The organism is Weissella uvarum, from assembly GCF_016908785.1.
Classification (GTDB): domain Bacteria; phylum Bacillota; class Bacilli; order Lactobacillales; family Lactobacillaceae; genus Weissella; species Weissella uvarum.
On the sequence record NZ_JAFBEO010000002.1, the window covers coordinates 267439 to 286150 of the forward strand.

Sequence of the window (18712 nt, forward strand, 5' to 3'; positions counted from 1 at the left end):
TTTATGTACAAAAAGAGTAACCGTATTAATTACTCCCTAATATGTTTATTCGAAATCTACGTATTTAGGCTCAACACTTTTGAATTTACATTTTTCTTTACTCCCATCAACAAACTCAATAATCAAGTAAGCTTCTTTTAAAATCTGCTCTTTGCTAATGTTATGTAACATCTGATTAAAATTATTACGCGAAGAATTATCTACATGATAAGTTTCTGTCTCATATGTTCCAGGCTCAATTAACACGCTATCTTCAACTTTCTTCTTATCAATTAATGTTATATTACTACCTTCATTTAGAATGTGAAGTTCAACACCCGATATTAGTAGGTTGGTTTCTCCTACATTCGAAAAAATGCCAGAGGCCTTTATGTATACAATTGATTCATCTGATCGGTTAAAATATATCATAACCATCAATTGATAAACTTTTAAAATTCCATCTCTTTTAGGCCTGTTAGCTAAATACAGAGATACAATTACCGCGCCAACCGTACCTATTGCACTAAGCCATGTTGCCATACGATCAGACGCTTCCCCGCCTAAAGATATTCCTACAACTATTGCTGTTACTAAAATTGATATACATGAACTTAATAGTATTATTAATCCATACTCTTTTAAAAACTTAAACATACCCATTCTCCTTAATAAGGAATAAGTATAGCAAAAAAGAGCAACCAATTTAATGGTTACTCTTTTGGTGTATAAGAATTATTCTTATAGTCAACAACGTTATTATTATGTTTATCACTGGGATAGATTAAGTGATATCTGTCAATAAACACAGGGTAAAACGCGGGTTCAAGATAAGCATATACTCCAACTATTCTAATACCCCTTTGTCCACCTATTTGCCACCAATCTAATTCAGGATCGTCATAAGTTTCCCCAGTTATACATTTAGCTACATTTCTAACTTTCTTTATCACTTCTTCCCCTTTAATCGAATGAGAATTTCTAAGCGGTGTGGTCTTCGCACTTCCATTGATAAATATCGAATAAGCATTCTCATACAACCAAGGAATAATTTTCTGAACAACGAAATATATATCGCTGGAAAATTCTTCTGCATTTTTACAATAATTTGTAAAATCACCAGTTTTTGTAGCGTCCAACCAATTAGCAAACGTTCTAAATCTGAAATGCTTGTTATATTCTTGCTGAAAATTATTTTTGTCTTTTCTATTACCTAAATCATTTTCAGCAAACACAGTCGTCATCGTCGGTTTAGGAATTTTTATGTTATTGGCTGGAATATTAGGCCTTTGTATTTTTCTATTGTTATTTCTACTCATTTAAAAAATGCTACCTAGCTAATTCATTACCGTAATAGTTAAAAATAACTACATCATCAATTCGATCATGCGCCCGCTCAAATGGGTCTAATCCTTTACGCCCCTCTTTCCAGGGCAATTCTGAATGCGTCAACCGTTCAAGTTGGTTAGCACTAAATTGAGAATAGGTATTCCAAACTTGATCTAAGACATCTGCAACAACCTCATTATGAATTTTGGGTACTGTAATTTTTCCCGTATTAATTGGTTCATACCCGTAATTAGCATATTCTCGATAAATATCAGGGTCTACAGGCCCGTGAACCCAGGCTTCAAACTTACCATCAAATATCGATTCTTGAAGGTCATCCCCTGTTTCATTTAAAAAAACTAATCCCCACGCATAAACATAGTACATTATTTTTTGTAGTTTTTTGGGTGAAATCTCCATTCCCTCATCATGTGCCGTTCCTAATAACCAATCCGCGACTTGCTGCTTATCTAATAGATTGTTCATTTTAACTCCCTTATCTAAATCCCATTTGATTCTTTCAACATTAGTCTACTATATATGCGATATTGAAGTATATATTTAGCCCCAAATCTTAATATATTACAAGTCATGGACTAAAAATTATTAATCTGAAAACTAGATATACAGACATGCTTAGACAAAATATCCAATACGATTACTTTCTAGGAAAAGAAAAACGCCAGCACAACAGCGTTTAGGCCGTCATGCCAGCGTTTAGATTGAAGTATAATTACTTCAAACCATACTTCTTGTTGAACTTTAAAAACTCCCATATACCAGCAATTTCATTATCTTTGTGGCAATGATGTGGCAATAAAAAAGCCCTAGTAAGTAACCAGTTATGATCACCTACTAGGGCTTTTCGTGTATCGAAAATTGAAGGGTTAATGTTTATTGGAAAAACATTAACTACTTAACTTTACCACATTTTATTTAATTGTCACGTACTTAGACTTCAGCCAAACTGGTTCGCCGCCAATTTCAAGTTTGACATTACTTCCTGACTTAGCGAGCACCTTATACTTGCCATTCAATGTAAAGTATTCCATCTTGCCATTGTTCCCTTGGCCATTTTGGTTCTTCAACTTATGGCCATATCGGTCAGTTAGCGTAACTGAACCAGCTGGAATATAGTTATTGTAGTCTTCAACCGGGATACTGAAATCCTTATTTGAAACATACCACTTCTGACCCAATTTATGCCACTTATCAAGGACGTAGACATTCTTGAATGTTGCTGTCTTCTTAACCGCTGGCTTTGGTTTTGTGGTTGGCTTGTTTGGTGTATGTGGATATGGATTAACGCCCGTTAGGTCTTGGTAGTTTCCGTAATTATAGTTCCAATCCAAACCACCCCCATCACCATATTGGACGATGTCAGCTTTACCAAAGGTTGGTAAATTAGAAGTTTGATTACGGAGCCATACTGCATATGGATAGTATTGTGTGTTACCACTCGTTGGATAAATGGCTTGCCACAACTTATACCCTTTTAGATCATACCAAGGATGGGCATAAATCATTTGTCGGTTCATGTACACGCCTGTGAACTTGCGCCCTGATAAACGCTTAAATTCGTCTAGGAAACGCTTAGGCTCATCGCCACGGAATTGATTACCATCCCAAGCATTTTCTTCAATATCCAACCATAGTGTAATCTTAGGGTTAGTTGCGTCTTCCTTTCCTAACATCTTGTACGCAAACCGAGCTTGCGCTTCTGGGCTTTGATTACTCTTTAAGTAAACGTAAAAGCCATATGGTACTCCTTCACGTTTGGCTTGTGCTTCTTGTGCAGTCACATACGGATTAACGTAGCCTGTACCTTCTGTCAGCTTAATGTGTGCCCACTGAAACCCATTGGTCTTATAAGAAATAACACCTTGATGGCTTGAAACATCAGTTCCAAAACTATCGGCACTAATATTTGGATCTGTTAAACCTACCCCAAACAAAAAAGCCGCACTCAATGCGACTTTGGTCAATTTTTTATTCATGTTGTTCACCTTTCACTAATTGTTTAACCATTTGGTCTAACCATGTTGCATTAGCACCGCCGAAAGCTCCAATTACTAGATTATCCATTAAATGCGTTGGCTCAATAAAAGTACCAACTAAGAACCCAATAACTCCCCCCACGATTACACTAAATAACGGTAACCATCGTGTACTAATCGGCGTTTGTTTAATCGCCGTACAAATGGCATATGTCAAAATCAATGTGCAAAATGAATTTGATACCATATTATTCATCATTTTCTCGCTCCTTTTCAATTCCTGCTAATATTTCAAGTTTAAAGGTGCGTCGATCTAAGTTATCCAGTCGAGCATCATAACTTTCTAACATATTAGAAAGCTTATTGAGTTCTGATGTTAAGGTGCTCATTTTATCACCGACGGTTACTTTTAAAACCCAAGCCAACGCTCCGAAAAAAGGCACTCCTATTGTTACCCAGCCCACCAAATCATGTGGGAAAAATGCGCCCATTATGTTCTCCTTTCTTAAAACAAAGTAAAAGAGCCACCTAACTTTAGATAGCTCTTATGCCACTTTCTTTACTGGCCACGTTTGACCAGTAATTTCTTCATAATCTAATGGCGTAAATCCAAAAGCTGGTAAATAGATGACCATGTCATAAATATCTTGAGCTGACATCAACCCCATCTTGTAAAAGTTCTTATACATTTCCTTCATCAGTCATTACCCCTTCTGTTTCTTTTTCACTATTCTGAGCCTCTAGTTCCATAACTCGACTACTTAAGTCCGTAATTGTTTTAGTCAAACCTAGATTTTGTTGCATCAAAAATGTATTTTGAGCCGTAACTGCCGCTTTCCATTTATCATCAGCTGACGCCGTTGGAACATACAAATTTGTCTTATACTTCAGAAACGCTTCATTATCCATGCCCCGCCACATCTGAATGCTTTCATCAAAAACATAGTTCGCAACTTCATCGGGTAACAATACATCAGTCGTCGCAAAATCTACATCGGTTGAGTCACATGGCTCATCAGTTCCCGCAATGAATTCATGCGTTACTTTACTGTATTTACGATACTTAAAATCATTCGGTTTCTTCATAATTTCAATATCAGTTTCTTCAAAATCGTTCATAAATCGTCCTCCTTTCTATAACTTATACCAATGCAAAGCTTCCACCCAAGGTAAGCAAATGCGTCGGCTGCAGTGTTCCAACACTTCCATCGGTTTTATAAATTCGTTCCAGCCACATTTCATTACGCTCAACCCGTAATGTATATGGAATTGCTTCCGACCAAGTTTGCATGACATATTGAGAAGTTTTGGAATTAAATGGCAAGTTTTTAGCAATTTGAATTTGTTGCACAGTATCAGCAGGCTTAATAATGCGAGTAGGCGTAAAAGCTCCACGCAACTGCACTGATTGACCATTAAATCGAAATTGTGGTAATCCATCACCATTCGCAAAATATTGTTTGAAGTCGGACGTGAAATAAGGAAGTAACGTTTTCCATGGTGACCATTTTTCAACCGTCACCCAATCCGTAAATTCAAGACCAGTCGAAATGTTCTTGATATACCGCTTTTTTACTTCACCTTGTCCATCATTTTGCGTGGTAATGGTTTGATAAGCTGTTAAAGCAGTCATTTTGACCGTTTCAACTAAAACATATTCTGAGTCTAGCGGATTATTTTTGACTCTGTTGTCTGTATAGTAAGCAGATGATCGAGTCATAGCTGGCATACTTTTAATATTTTCAACGCTGTTTAAATCTTGTTGTGGTTGATCACTACTAAAGTACTGAACAGAATTTCCAGTTGTGTAACCCTTCAGGGGTTTATCGAATGTCGCCGTACCTTTTACCCGCATATCTCCAGTAAAAATATTGTCTGCTGATAAAATAGCGACGCTCTTTTCTTCAACCAACTTGGTCCAAGTCGCAACTAATTGCTTCAAAGCATCAACTGAATTATTAGCGGTACTGATTTGTTGAACCAGCTCTTTCATACGCGCATTGAAATCGTCGATTTTATTGGATGAACTGACTTCAAAGTCATGCATCAACTTCTCAAATTCATCCGAATAGACTTGACTATCTCCCGTCGTCATATGTGCATGATTGTTATACACTTCAAACGCAACGGGGATTGTTGAAATCACCGTATCACCTTTAGTTTCATAGACTTCAAATTCGCCATCTTCATATGGCCCAACAGCTTGATAAATAAATCTAGGCAATGTGATTTGTACTAGTCCAGCTTGCGCGTTATCAATTTTGGTTGATAACGCAATCCGTTTAAATACCCCATATGCATCATGCCCTTGGAAACGAACATCCATGCCGGTCATATCCATTGGCTTTAGAGGAGATTTAGGATCATTACTGACGGCACGTTCCTTAATTGCTAAATAAACTGTGCGCCCTGCATCACCTACGTCCCCACTCATTTCGTCAAACCACATTGAGTGTTCGGATTTTAGTGTCGTATCTAAAATGGCATACTTGCCTTGTTTGACGAATGGGATTGTACTTTCTTCTCGTGTTGTCATATTTCACAACCTTTCTTTTTGTTTTTAATTAATCATCAAGTAGTTCCTGATTACCCTCATAAATGTTGAAATTCGTTTTTTCAACTAGGAATGACTTACTCTTCCAGAAAAACTCACCACCATACGCAACAACAATGCTCGATAAGTAGATGTTTCCATCTGAACCAACGCCCATCGCCTCTGATTCGTATAACTCATTATCCATACCATCTTGTTCGTGATAATAATATCTTCCTGTAGGCGTCCATTTGTTATTTGTCGCAGGCTTATTATGTTCCAGCACCAAGGTAAAGCTTTTACCCTTGCGGTCAATCTTACTGTGCAAGCTATAGGCCTTACCGTTATACACAGCAATAAATTGCGTCCCAATACCTGTTGTCAGTTCTTGATAAACCATCTCCTTGAGTTCCTGATCAGATGCTGTCTTATTCTTATTTTTTAAGCGATTGTAAATTTTCAAAGGTGGCTTATTAAATGCAATATATTCAAGAACTTTCAATAACTCATACGACTCATAAATACCATCAAACTCCACAACATCTGTTGAAATTTGTGCATTAAATGGTTTAAGCGTCTTATACTCCCCTTTACCGCTATAGATGGCATGTGTCCCAAGTGCAATGTTCGTTCCATCGAAAGATTCAATATTCAAACTAGCTACTTGGCGCGCCTTGCCTGTGGTGTCAACAACCTTAATTTGTTTGACAATGGTTGCTTTCCCGTTTGCTATTTTCACTTGGGCAATGCCTGGTGTATCCATCTTGGCCACCCACAACATAATCGTTCCGTCAGTTAAGGCAACACCAGCAACAGAATTGGCATGTCCTAATGGTGTAGGCTGTGCTGCTTCTTGCGCAATACCTGACAACCTACCGAACTTACCTTCCAACATGGTGGTTTTACCAGTATTCAAATTAGTTTGAACAATGCGACTTTCTCCGTATGACTCAACAACGACATACATATTGTCATTAATAACTGTTCCACCTTGGACATAGTAAAACGCCATTTTATTACGATCCTTTGTATCCAACGTGTACTTATTTGAATAAATAACCTGGTAACTTGCGTCTGGAAATTCGGGCGTCTTATCATCTGGTGCAGTTGAATTTCCAGATGTAATGGCTCCAAAATCAGTCAACACTTCCATGACTTTTTCGATAGTGTTAGTTATTTCCACGACTTTTTCTTTCAAAATCTGGTTAATATCGTATACCTTTAGTGTCTTTGGCCGAACAAACATAATAGGCATAATGTTTTTACCAGTAGTCATATCAACAAGTCCTAAAATACGTAGCGCCCTTAACAACTGATTTAAATTTTGAATGACAAATTTAAAAGCCTCTCTAATTTCTAGATAGGCTTCTGCAGTGTCTTCAGTTGTAATATTTTCTAGCTTTTCAAATAGTGTCAAATTTGTTGAAAATAGACCTGCCTGATTCAGCTCATTTTGGATTACATTCATTTTATCTATCAACTCATTTAATTCATTGATGTAATTTTTTACATTCATGATTTGTCCTCCTGAGTTGATATTTTTCCGTTATCATCTATGAACACATTGAATACTTTTCCGCTTTCAGAGATAAGTTGAGGCCTATTAAATAATTCATCAATTTCGTCAACCGAGTACACATCGAAATAAGATGAAATAGGTTCTCCGTCAAGCATTAACCCAAATTCACTATCAACGCTTAATTCTCGCATTTCATTATTGTCATCAATAAAAGATAATGTATCAAATTCCCCTTCTATGGCTTTAGCATGAGTCATTGCATACGCAGGATTACCACTATTATCGAATACATAAACTTTTTTAGTCATCGTTGATTTCCCCCACTTCTAATACTCCATATTGATTCCCTGTGCTAGTTTGAGTATTTTTATAGCCAGCAATTGCCTGCTTAATTTGCTTGTTGTTTGCATTTTGTAGATCCAAATAATTTTTTCGCCTGTTATTCAATGTAATTGTCAATCCATTAGGCACAAAGGGTGTTTTTGAAATTGATACAACTTCTACTTGAGTTAACAAGCCTTTATCTGGGACTTGCAAAGTCATTAATTCACCAGGATTAACTACCGTATCATTAGATAAGTTTGGTAATGAAATACTCATAGTGGGCTCTGTAGTTAGTTTTGTTTTAGCGCTATTAATGGCTTGGTCCTTGGTTTCATTTGGTGTTAAATACTTTTCAGCTTGTGCCACTCCCCACTTTTTGATTGAAGCTTTATCTTCATAGTCAAATGGTTCAAATAATGGCTGTGAACGATCTTTTTTCTTGTCTGTTCGTAACTTCTCACGGGACTTTTTAATCTCTGCTCGACGCTTCTTTTGCTCACTACGCTTCCCAATCAATGTACTATTAAAAGCATCAATCTGTTTCTTATTAGTGTTGTAAGTTGATTGCAAAGAACTAAGCTTAGCTTTCTGTGTCGCCGTTCGCTTTTTCAAAGGAACTTTAGTAATCTTTGACATTTCACTTCTAAGCTTAGTTTGTTCTTTCCGCATTTTTGACAAAGTAGCGGCATCTTTCGTTATCTCATCTTGCTTTGCCTTAATGACTGCATCCGCCTTTTCAATTGCTTTCTCTTGGTCCGCAATTATCTGGTCATTGACATGTGTACTGATAACTCGAATTTTATTGGTAAACGAAGAAGAGTCAATTTGAAAAGTAACCGTTGGCGTATTGTACCGATAAGCTAACCGCTTAGCCGTTTTCTTTACCCAACTTGCCTGGTCATAAATATGTAAGGTCTTATTATCAGGATAAATGCAATAAATTTTAAATTGTTCCGTTAGTGTGCTCAAACCATCCTGAATAGTGCAATTTCCAAAATCGTCAAACTTCTTGGCCGTTGAGAACGAACCATGAATAACAAATTTGTAGTCCGTAGCAGGCTGTAATAACCACGTTAGCATATCTTTAAGTAAGTACGTTCCCTTAGCTCTAGTATCATTTTGACGTACCTTATTAAGCTGATACATCACATGTGTAGCAGTTACTTGCACTTCATGCTTAGTCCCTGCCAAATTATCTTGTGATTGTTTAATGATATATTCTTGGTTTTGCCACCAAATTGAATTTTCATTCTGCAAAAGCTGAAAGTCTGGCTTCCCATTATCTACTGCGGTAAAGCTAGTTTGATAAGAAGTGTTACGTTCCCATTGCGTTTGAAAAGTGTCTAAATTAATTGAAGTCCCGATAAATGACTGGCTTCTATCAAGACTTTGAACGATAATTTTATCTTTGCTATTCATTAGAAATACAAGAAGGGGAAACTTACTGTGATGTCGGTTGATTTTAGTCCAGTCACTTTAATCGTATTTTGTCCCTTATCCAACACAATATGCCCCCAATCCCATGCTTGTGATCCAGTAATTCCATCAAGTGTAAATGAATTGCTGATTTTTCCAGTTGTTGCAAATGATGTTCCGTTTGTTGTGTTTTTGACCGTCACAATGCCATCGCTCGTTCCTCTGATAATCCATTTCAAATCATGTCGATGAATATATGGGTCAATAGCCATATCACTTGGATTATTAACAACAAAATCATTGGCCTTAAAATTATAAATCGGCAAATTTTCAATATCCAAACCCATTCCATACTGTAGTTTAGATTGATTCGTTGAAAGTTCATCACTTCTATATGGTGTATGTCTATAACCCTCTAGTACGTCGAATTGTAGATTAAATGCTACACCGGAGTATCCTTTTTCAGAAATAATGTCCACAGGCTTAGGTACGACATACACTGCTTTGCTTGGTTCTAAACTAGTTCGTACTTGTACTGCTTCCCGACTATAAAAATGACGATATACTTCGTCTCGCATTAATCTGAAATCTGATTTTTGACGGCCATTAATGAAACATTCAATCGTAAAGGTCGTTTGATTGAACACGATATTAGTTAGACGTCCTCCATCACTTCCAGCCATAGTTTCATATGATGGCGTAATTTGTGGACTATTCATATAAGCAGTTAAGACATGAAAATCTTTAGACACTACTGAACTTAAAGCAAATTCAGCTTGTCCACGTTTTTTGATATAGACTTCAACATCCCTCATTCGGCCTACTCCTTTCATCAATTTATTTATGTATGGCGGAAATATCCGCCTAAAAACTAGAAAGCTTGATAGTCTAAATTGCTTTGTGCCACGCCTAATGCATTCAAAATATCTCCATTAGATTTTTGATTAGTCATAGCTTGTAATTGCTGTTGGCTAACACCGAGTATGCTACCCATCAAACCAACTAAGTTCTTTGTATTTGTAACCAATTGTTCAACATCATTTGAGCTAAATGAACTTTGGCTAGCATCTATCTCTTTACCATTGACTGTTTTATAAGCCTGTTGAATTAACTCATTAGAACGGCTTTTACGTGCTATATCGAGTGGCACAATCATCTCTGGGTACTCTTCACCAGCCAATACAATTTCTGGGCTTGTAATCAATCCACCATTAGCAAAACGGCGAGTCCCACTTGGCCCCCAACCCATTTTGGTTCCCAAAGGCGGAAAGTCTCTACGCCAATTTGAATTGTTAAACACGGCTAAAAATTGGTCCAAAGCAGAAAGAATATTACGGTGCCCCTTATATGCATAAGATGCAAAAGTAGAATTCTTATATTGGAACAATCCCTTTGGTGTTCCAGTTCCGTCATGGTCGTTATATCCAGTATTGATTGATGGATTGACGTTTGATTCAGTCATCGCTTGATGGTACAAGACGGCCAAATCATGACTACTTAATTTTTCACCAATGATGTCGGCTGCTCGTCTTGCGGTGCTATTAAACTTTGACTTGCTCATGACGCCTTGGCCTCCAACTGCTTGAATTCCGCTATCAGCATACTTTTCTGATACATCATCAAACATATTGGTCAAATTATCCAAAGCCTTTTTCGCTTGTTTTTCAACTAAACCACGTAGTCCACTCTTTTCTTCCTTATCTTCATCTGCACTATTGCTAGCTTTAGCTCCAAAATTCAAGAATGTTGTTGCGTCACTAAACTTTAGTCCCTTCGTGGTGTAATACTTACCATTAGGGGGATTGCCAGCGTTATAACCTTCTTCATTGAACTTATTACCATTCACACCAGTAACGATTGAAACGTGATTACCATATTTCGAACCACCAGAATAAACAGCCACGTCCCCTGGCTTAGGCTTACTGCGGTGTTGAACCCTTGCATTAGTCCAATCTGATCCATTTCCTAAGTGACTAAACAATTTAGGATTAACGCCCAGATTATTCAATCGATTAGCAACAAAGGATACACATTCACGAACGTAATAACCCCAGCTATCAGCAAAAGCATCCTTAGGAGCCTTTCGCCACTTTGGGTTATAGTCATCACCTTTTCCACCACCAGAACTACTACCACCACCGCTAAAAATGTCTTTAACAGCATTTGCCAATTCACCTGTCCAAGCGCCCCCGAATTTGCCAAATTGGTTCGCACCCATTTTGACCGCTGACCCATTAAACATTGAAGAGTTATCTTTGATAGAACTTGAAAAATTAGTGAATGCCTTTTTAGGGTCTTGCACAAAATTCCAGGCAGTTTTTAAACCACCTGTAAAGTCTTTAACCATCTCTTTGACATCATCAATAATGTCCGCCACAAATGACTTGCCACCATTGAATGCTTTACCAGCCCAAGCAACACCGCCATTAATTGCTTTACCAACAGCACCAGCAATATTACCGATACCGTTTTTATAAGCATTCGGTTTAACAATGCCAGCTTGTACCGCTTGCTCATGTGGTATGACCGTTTCACCACCCAACATAGGCATAACAACGTTTCGGCCATTAGGGACAACTGTTCTACCATCTGGATAAACAATTGCTTCTGCACCATTCCCATCATTGACCATGGCTAATCCAGGTGGTGCTCCAGCTCCAGATGTGCCCATGACATCACGCCAGTTTGCGGTACCTTTTTCGAACTTTGGAATAAGACTGATTGTTGTCTTATCGCCACCAAACGAATGGATCATACCGTTAATGCCCTTGATACCTTTATTAACAGTTTCAATGACCCCATTCATTCCACTTTTTGCTAATTTCTTAATACTTTTCCAAATATCTGAAAAGAAGTCTCTAAGACCATCCCACGTATTGTGCCAGGCTTTTGAAACACTTCCATTAAAATCTAGAATTTTATTAAACACCCAATTCGTTGACTTTTTTGTGATTGTTTTAATACTGCCCCAAACATCATCAAAGAAATTTTGAATTCGGCGCCACTGCTTGGACCAGTTTTTGAAAATATCATGCAAAGCATCCGCAATTTTGTTCGTTATGTTTTTAAGAAACTTCTTCGTATCTTTCCACATATCGCCAAATACGCTAGAAAGTAACTTATCAATTCCTTTCCAAATGTTGGACCAAATCTTAGATACATCCTTACCAAATCCCTTAAAGTCGCCCTTAAACAACTTAAAAGCCAATTCGAATGTTTTCTTCCAAACATTGACTTGCAGTTTCAAGTACATTGTAATTGGCTTCCAAATTGCTTTCCAAGCAATGTTCATAGCTTTACCAAATGATGAAAGGCCCTTTTTAGCAGACATTCCGCTTTTTTTAAACCACTTCATTAGTCCTGAAAAGTTTTTTTGCAGAGACTTTATTCCCTTAACAATAACTTTTCCAGCCCCATCTATAAATTTCTTGATATTTTTAGTTAATCCATCAATAAACTCTTTAAATTTCTTATTGTGTTTATATAATGCATAAAAAGCGACGCCTAACGTTACTACTGCTCCAACAATAAGTCCAATCGGGTTCAGGCTCATAGCTAAATTCATCGCTTCCTGTGCTGCTGTTGTAATTTTCATCTTACCAGTCAACACGTCGAGAGCTAGACCTCCAGCTAGTTGTGCAGCAGCATATGCCTCACCAATACCCTTACTTACATTTTGCGCAATTCCAAGAGCTTTGGTAGCGCCAGCTGCTCCTAACGTGTAGGTCTTGTAGGCCAACATACCTGTACTCATTACACCAATTGCTTTGCCCATGAGTTCAAATGCACTTTTATGTTTAGCCATTCCATCCATTGAAGGAACTATAGAACCAATCGACTTAGCAACAAAGGTAATTGGTTCTATTGCATCCTTAAATACACTAACTAAACCACTAAATACCGACGCTAGAGATTTGATGATTGGTGATAGACCAAACAGCATTTTAAAGACCATATTAATAGTATTTTTAAAAACCGTACCTAAGCCGGTAATCATTTTAAAAATACCATTCTTATCTCCTGTTAATTCGCCTGCAAGCTTTCTCAATTGCGTTAACCCGTCAGCCACAGCATTACGTATTCTGGACTGGACAATTGAAATTGCGCCGTTCCAAGTCGTTGCCCCACTTTTGGCAGCACCTTTAATAGATTTAGTACCTTTAACAATTGCATTAAAGAAGTCTTCAGATGAAAGTTTTCCCTTCCCCATGGTCTCAATCAATTCAGCCTTTGATTGCCCCATTTCCTTGGAAAGAATTTGCCAAACTGGTATTCCCGCTTCAAGCGCAGTATTCAAATCACCAGCATTGGCTTTACCTTTGTTAGCCATTTGTCCCATTTGCAACATAACCTGGTCCAATTGTTCATTAGTACCATTTCCGTATGTAGTTATAGCATCCATAAAACTCTTAGTAACATCAGTTGATTTCTTCAAACTCATACCAGAATTAGCGAACGCCAAAGTAGCATTTGAAGCAGAATCTAGTCCGTAAGTTGTATCAGATGTGGCTTTAGATAAATCGTTACTTACTTTAACAGCTTCTTTACTAGAACCAGTTAACCGCTCCACACCTTTTTGAACATGATCCAGTGTGTCCAAGCGTTTCATCGCATCATCAACAGAAGAAGTCACCAATGACAGTGTTTTACGTGCTCCACTAGCAACTAAAGAACCAATTGCACTACCTTTGATGATGTCTGAAACCTTACGATTAGAAGTTTTTGCCTGCCCCTCAATGTCGTTAAAGGACTTTTTCGTTTGTCCTGAAAGTTCCTTATATTCATTACGTGCATTAGCCAAATTTTTACGTGTTCCATTAACGTAAATCTCTTGCTGTTTAATTTGCTCTTTGGTTGCACCATTATTTTTAAGCTTGTTTAATTCTGAAACCTGCTTGTCGAGTGTACTATTTAAATTATCAATACTTCGCTTAGTGCCTTCTCGTTTTACCCTGTTAGCCTCTTGTACCTTACCTTCAGCTTTTAAGGCTTCTACTTCAGACTTCACAGCTTTCTCGTCAAGCTCACGTTCACGGCGTAATTTACCAATTCCACTAGCCTCATAATCATATTGCTTCTGGGCCTTTTGTTGCTGTTGCACAAATGAACCTAATTGAGTTTCAGCTTTTGCAATTTGCGCTTGCAACTTAGCCTTAGATTTAGCATCTTCTTCAGTAGTACCAGTGATACTTTCTTCTTCACGCCGTAATTCAGCAATTTTATTTTTCTGATCACGTACTTGTTGGGTCAGTCCATCATATTTTGCTTTAGTGGCGTTTAATACATCACCCTGGCTTCTAAATTGAGCTTCAGCAATCTTGGTTTCACGTCCCAATTGATTAATATCGCGCGTCAATTCTTTAACACTGCGTACCGAATTGGGGTTAATATCTAAGCCAATTTCTGTATTAATCTTATTGTTCGAAACTGCCATTACTTCACCTCCTTTTTCTGTTTTTTATATGTATTCATGGCCCATAGCCATGACTAGCTGAACAATTGCATCATCTTTCTTGGATCTTCAATCAAATCTGCCTTGCTTGTATTCATAACTGCTAAGAACTCATAAAAATCTTGTTCCATCACTTCATCCAGACTCATATGTCCTTCGGTGACCAAATCCTTAGCTAATAACTTGAGCTGTGTGACTTGATTTAGATAGAAAATGCTAGCTTCATAAGGATTTACTCGTTCTTTAAACCCTCTTCTTGTTCCGCTTTTTCAGCTTCAGCCTTAATTTCTTCATCCGTTTGTCCCATAATTCGGCGGGTCAAATAAGACATGTGCTCAGTAACTTCTTCAATTTCTAAATCTTCAAGGGAATCTTTTTCATCTTCATCTAAATTCAACACATCAGCTAAATAGTTATTCATACGGTGATTATTTTTAATCGTTGCTTCCGCCTGCTCCTTAACTGACATTTCATCTAGTTTTGATTCAATGTCTGCTAAATCAGCCTGCAGTTGAAAAGTTCTGTTCACATTTCGCATTGACTGTTTAATTGTTGCTTGCTTCTTCATTACGCCGTCAATCTTGTATTTAATTTGTCCCATGTTATTATCCTCTTTCATTCGTATACGTGCCTGGGCTTTCCACCCGTTCGGTAGTTAATATGCATACTGGCGATTAGAACTTATTTTGTACTTGTTGAACTACCAGCTGTTTTTGGAGCAGATGCCTTACGACCAAATACTTCGTCAAGCATGCCTTCCTTATCAAAATTCTTGTCTCCACCGTTAAAGATTTTCATACCGTTATCCCAGGCTTCGTTAAATGGTTTCATAGCCGTATAAGTGAATACATCATCTGATGCGGTAATTTGTTGTTGGTCAGTTTGAATGTTCTTATTTCCTTCAATCAATTCACCATTTTGGAATGCATAGTACATAGACTCGCCACCATCTAAGCCACGAGTTTCAATAATCAACGCAACGTTCACATCAGCATCTGTGTGGTTCCAGCCACCCTTACCGTCATTCTCGTAACCCAGTAATTTCATCTTTACATCTAATGGCATATTCAAGTAAGTCAAGGCCACTTCAGGATAGAGACCCACAGCTTTCAATGTGTATCGGGGGCCATCATCTCCATATTGCGGTGTTCCTTTACCTTGAATATTAGAAATATTTGCTTCCTTAGTTCCATAATCACCAGTTGCTACTGCTGAACGATAAATACCATCTGTTCCAAGTTCAGGGTTTACAATTAAGTTTCCTTGACCATCAAGTTCGGCCATATAAGTTTGTTTAAGTCCATGTGTTGCCATGTTTAATCTCTCCTTTTGTGTATAAAAAAAGACCTAGAGAATGTCCTCTAAGCCTTGTGTTTTTTTAACTGTTAATGTTTTGATTTGTTGTTTGGTGTCTGGATCTAAATAATGCGCATTACTTTCGGTAACGTAAAAGCCATTCAGATACAGAGCTTCTTGCAACAATATTTCTAATTTTGTCATCGACATAGGTAAGTCAAACGAATAGAACAAACTAATATCAACCGCTTCACTGTAACCATTGAATTTAGAATCTGCATAATAATCAGGTTCACTTTGCGACTCTTCCAATAGAATGTCTGTAACGTCTCCGTCTGGTTTGACTTCTAAGGGAATAGTGTATTTAAAGATGCGCTTATTGATTTGTTGCAATGGGCCCATATTTTCAAGGGCCGTCGCTAAATCATCAATTACTGCCATAGTTACTCCTTTGTGATTTTGTTGTATGCCTGTCCCATTGCTTTAATCATGCGGGCATTTGTGCCATCATCTTGCTGGGTTTCACTAATAAATGGGTCTTTTCTGACCGCAACTTGGCCACCTCTTTTCAAGCGGTATTTCTTTCCAAGAGAAGATGTCTTCACAAATGGCGTTCTCGTTCCATTTTCAATAAAGTTAGCAATATAATCCTTACCATCTTTTTGCTTTGAATTGCCCCAACCAACTGTATACGCACCGACACGTCTACCATCACGGTTTCCAGCTCTTATACTCAACGTATCAGCTAGATGTGGATTTTCTCCTGTAGAACGAACACGATAGTGCCTCGACCTAATAGTGGCTTGTAAATTCTTTTTGAATACTGTTGCGCCAGCCTTTGTGATTTTCTCCTTATCACTAACCGACAAATCAACTAAAGATAAAAGCTGTTTTGCATATTGATCTAAATCATTAGAAAAATCACTCATACTGCTTTTTCAACCTTCTTTAAAATAATCTTGTCGTAAGTCACATAATTATTTGAGTCATCAGGCTGAATTTTAACAATCTTATATTGGACATCAGCTAGCTTCACCACCATGGACTCTTGTAAAGCCTTGTTATGCCGTACAGCAATAGATATAGTATCCTCAAACTTAGTACCTTCAAGTTTGCTCTCCATGGTCAACCCACGTTCTACAGGCGCATAGTATAAGGACATTTCTTTGATGAATTGTTCTCTCATTGCGCCAGTTGTTGAACTTTGTACAGACTTCACGGTGCCAAAATCAGCTTTTCGATTAAGCTCATATGGCTTATAAATCCGCTTCTGATTTGCCATTTTCAACCTCCATCAGCACCTTATTTCTTAGTTGTGCCATCTGTGCAAGATAACCAGCTGAATAGCCATCAGTCTGTTCTCGGTCGCTATACAACTGCCAGAAAAGGGTCAATGTTAAACGTTCAAAAATATCTGGCGCAATTTGTTCAATAAAGTTTGCATCTACGGCTTTATCAGAACTAATAGATTCAACAATGGTTGCTCGACTTTGCTTTAACAATCTTTCAACTGTTTTCATTTCTTCTGGCGATTCATCAATATGAAACTCCTCCATTGCAGTTGTGGCATCAACCATCTATATCACCTACTTACTTAGAAGCTGTAGTTGTATCAGTCAACTCGATGAATTGACCCGCATCCTTATCAGCAGGCTTAACATCAAACCGAATAACAGCTTGCAAAACCTTACCGTATACATCGTTATCAACCCAGTTAACGTCAGCCGACAAACGGTCTGCAAACAATACCGCACGCTTTAAGTCACCGATAAATGCTTGTTGCGCACCTTGCTTGCCACCAAATGCAGTATCTTCAACCACAACGACTTGTAGACCAAACAAAGTCTTGCCAGTTTGTGTGCCAATTTGGTCTTGTAACAAATAACGACCATCCCCATCCTTGGCATGATCTAGTACATCAAAGAATGACTTAGTGACAACAATAGACAAGTTATAAGCCACATCAAACTGTGTATTAATAAGTGACTTCAAATCGTCAACTACTGTATCCTTAGCTACCTTCCCCTTCTTAAATCCAGCTAATACCTTAGCAATCGCTGCGTTTGTTGTGTTCACCTTGATATTGTTAATATGACGAGCTACCAAACTAGTTAAATCAATTTGTGAATCAGCAATTGACTCTTGAGAAAGTGGCAACGCTCCACGATAAGTTTGCACTGCCCAATCAACTTGCTCGAATTGTGGCTTTGCCAAATCTGGGTTCTTTTCCAATTCTGCAACTGATGGCAAGGTCGTAGATGCACGCTTCAAAATTGGGTACTTTCCTGAAGCAGTATTGACCGCGGTCTTTTCAACTAAGCTAGCCAAATCCGTGACCGTGTTAACTTCATCTTCCGGATTATAAATAATCTCTTCTGGAATCAACACACCTACATCAGTTGAAGTCACACCATCACGAACTTCTCCTTTTGAGTGTAAGTATTCATTTAACGCTGAACGAACTTCTACTGTTTCTACTCCATCACGTGTTTCTACTCCATCACGCGTTTCAGTAGTCTTGCTTGCTTTAACTTTCATCTTATCTTTGTCCTCTTCTTCCTTTTCAATATCTACAGGCGTTTCAGTATCATCCTTCAAGTCTTTATCTTTCACAGCACGATCTTCCTCATCAGTGGCATTATCTTCAGGTACATCTTCCAAACCTTCTGCTTCTTTCAATACTGCAACATCCTTTTCAAGTTGATCTACTTCTTCTCGAAGTTGCTTAACTTCCGTCATCTTCGCCTCTACTTCCTCAGCTGAAGTTTCTTCACTTTCAGCTGAAGAACGAGTCTCTGTAATTTTCGACTGTAACTCTTGTTTCTTATCTTTCAACTCATTCATAAGCTTTTCACTTTTTGTCATAA

21 protein-coding genes are annotated in these 18712 nt (G+C 37.9%); all 21 read right to left on the bottom strand.

All coding sequences use genetic code 11. The features are described from left to right. Positions 1-45: 45 nt before the first annotated feature. Positions 46-636 (bottom strand): hypothetical protein, encoded by a 591-nt coding sequence (locus JOC36_RS03860; protein WP_205145190.1) that lies wholly within the window; start codon positions 634-636, stop codon positions 46-48. 56 nt (positions 637-692) lie between these two features. Continuing rightward, a complete protein-coding gene (locus tag JOC36_RS03865; RefSeq protein ID WP_205145191.1) occupies positions 693-1298 on the bottom strand; it encodes a hypothetical protein in 606 nt (201 codons plus the stop codon). A 10-nt stretch (positions 1299-1308) separates the two neighbouring features. Beyond that, the gene (locus tag JOC36_RS03870; protein WP_239517522.1) at positions 1309-1794 is read right to left on the bottom strand and encodes a Panacea domain-containing protein; all 486 of its coding nucleotides are present in this window, start codon (positions 1792-1794) and stop codon (positions 1309-1311) included. A 446-nt stretch (positions 1795-2240) separates the two neighbouring features. Continuing rightward, a complete protein-coding gene (locus tag JOC36_RS03875) occupies positions 2241-3305 on the bottom strand; it encodes a glycoside hydrolase family 25 protein (protein ID WP_205145192.1) in 1065 nt (354 codons plus the stop codon). Continuing rightward, positions 3298-3564 (bottom strand): holin, encoded by a 267-nt coding sequence (locus JOC36_RS03880; RefSeq protein ID WP_205145193.1) that lies wholly within the window; start codon positions 3562-3564, stop codon positions 3298-3300. Before JOC36_RS03880 ends, JOC36_RS03875 begins: the two co-directional genes overlap by 8 nt. Then, entirely contained in the window at positions 3554-3796 is a 243-nt protein-coding gene (locus tag JOC36_RS03885; RefSeq protein WP_205145194.1) for a hypothetical protein, read from the bottom strand. Before JOC36_RS03885 ends, JOC36_RS03880 begins: the two co-directional genes overlap by 11 nt. A gap of 54 nt (positions 3797-3850) precedes the next feature. Beyond that, complete coding sequence (locus JOC36_RS03890) at positions 3851-4003, bottom strand: hypothetical protein (RefSeq protein ID WP_205145195.1); 153 nt, start codon at positions 4001-4003, stop codon at positions 3851-3853. Next, entirely contained in the window at positions 3987-4424 is a 438-nt protein-coding gene (locus tag JOC36_RS03895; RefSeq protein ID WP_205145196.1) for a hypothetical protein, read from the bottom strand. Before JOC36_RS03895 ends, JOC36_RS03890 begins: the two co-directional genes overlap by 17 nt. Before the next feature lie 22 nt (positions 4425-4446). Next, positions 4447-5841, bottom strand: coding sequence for a BppU family phage baseplate upper protein (locus JOC36_RS03900; RefSeq protein WP_205145197.1), 1395 nt, complete (start codon positions 5839-5841; stop codon positions 4447-4449). Positions 5842-5869: 28 nt separating this feature from the next. Continuing rightward, the gene (locus JOC36_RS03905; RefSeq protein WP_205145198.1) at positions 5870-7354 is read right to left on the bottom strand and encodes a hypothetical protein; all 1485 of its coding nucleotides are present in this window, start codon (positions 7352-7354) and stop codon (positions 5870-5872) included. Beyond that, positions 7351-7665, bottom strand: coding sequence for a hypothetical protein (locus tag JOC36_RS03910; protein ID WP_205145199.1), 315 nt, complete (start codon positions 7663-7665; stop codon positions 7351-7353). The genes JOC36_RS03905 and JOC36_RS03910 overlap by 4 nt, the downstream gene beginning before the upstream one ends. Beyond that, positions 7658-9100, bottom strand: a complete 1443-nt coding sequence (locus JOC36_RS03915; RefSeq protein ID WP_205145200.1) for a prophage endopeptidase tail family protein — start codon at positions 9098-9100, stop codon at positions 7658-7660. Before JOC36_RS03915 ends, JOC36_RS03910 begins: the two co-directional genes overlap by 8 nt. Beyond that, positions 9100-9912: a phage tail domain-containing protein gene (locus tag JOC36_RS03920; protein WP_205145201.1), complete on the bottom strand. Its 813-nt coding sequence runs from the start codon at positions 9910-9912 to the stop codon at positions 9100-9102. The genes JOC36_RS03915 and JOC36_RS03920 overlap by 1 nt, the downstream gene beginning before the upstream one ends. Positions 9913-9968: 56 nt before the next feature. Beyond that, positions 9969-14531, bottom strand: coding sequence for a tape measure protein (locus JOC36_RS03925; protein ID WP_205145202.1), 4563 nt, complete (start codon positions 14529-14531; stop codon positions 9969-9971). Between the two features lie 250 nt (positions 14532-14781). Further along, positions 14782-15150 carry a phage tail tube assembly chaperone gene (locus JOC36_RS03930; protein WP_205145203.1) on the bottom strand — a complete coding sequence of 123 codons (369 nt, stop codon included), beginning with the start codon at positions 15148-15150 and terminating at the stop codon, positions 14782-14784. A gap of 80 nt (positions 15151-15230) precedes the next feature. Continuing rightward, the gene (locus tag JOC36_RS03935) at positions 15231-15863 is read right to left on the bottom strand and encodes a phage tail protein (protein ID WP_205145204.1); all 633 of its coding nucleotides are present in this window, start codon (positions 15861-15863) and stop codon (positions 15231-15233) included. A gap of 33 nt (positions 15864-15896) precedes the next feature. After that, positions 15897-16286: a DUF806 family protein gene (locus JOC36_RS03940; protein WP_205145205.1), complete on the bottom strand. Its 390-nt coding sequence runs from the start codon at positions 16284-16286 to the stop codon at positions 15897-15899. A gap of 2 nt (positions 16287-16288) precedes the next feature. Next, positions 16289-16774 carry an HK97 gp10 family phage protein gene (locus tag JOC36_RS03945; protein WP_205145206.1) on the bottom strand — a complete coding sequence of 162 codons (486 nt, stop codon included), beginning with the start codon at positions 16772-16774 and terminating at the stop codon, positions 16289-16291. Further along, on the bottom strand, positions 16771-17127 hold the full coding sequence (locus tag JOC36_RS03950; RefSeq protein ID WP_205145207.1) for a phage head closure protein: 357 nt from the start codon (positions 17125-17127) through the stop codon (positions 16771-16773). The genes JOC36_RS03945 and JOC36_RS03950 overlap by 4 nt, the downstream gene beginning before the upstream one ends. Continuing rightward, entirely contained in the window at positions 17102-17422 is a 321-nt protein-coding gene (locus JOC36_RS03955; RefSeq protein WP_205145208.1) for a hypothetical protein, read from the bottom strand. The genes JOC36_RS03950 and JOC36_RS03955 overlap by 26 nt, the downstream gene beginning before the upstream one ends. Before the next feature lie 13 nt (positions 17423-17435). Further along, positions 17436-18710: a phage major capsid protein gene (locus tag JOC36_RS03960; RefSeq protein WP_205145209.1), complete on the bottom strand. Its 1275-nt coding sequence runs from the start codon at positions 18708-18710 to the stop codon at positions 17436-17438. Positions 18711-18712: the final 2 nt, after the last annotated feature.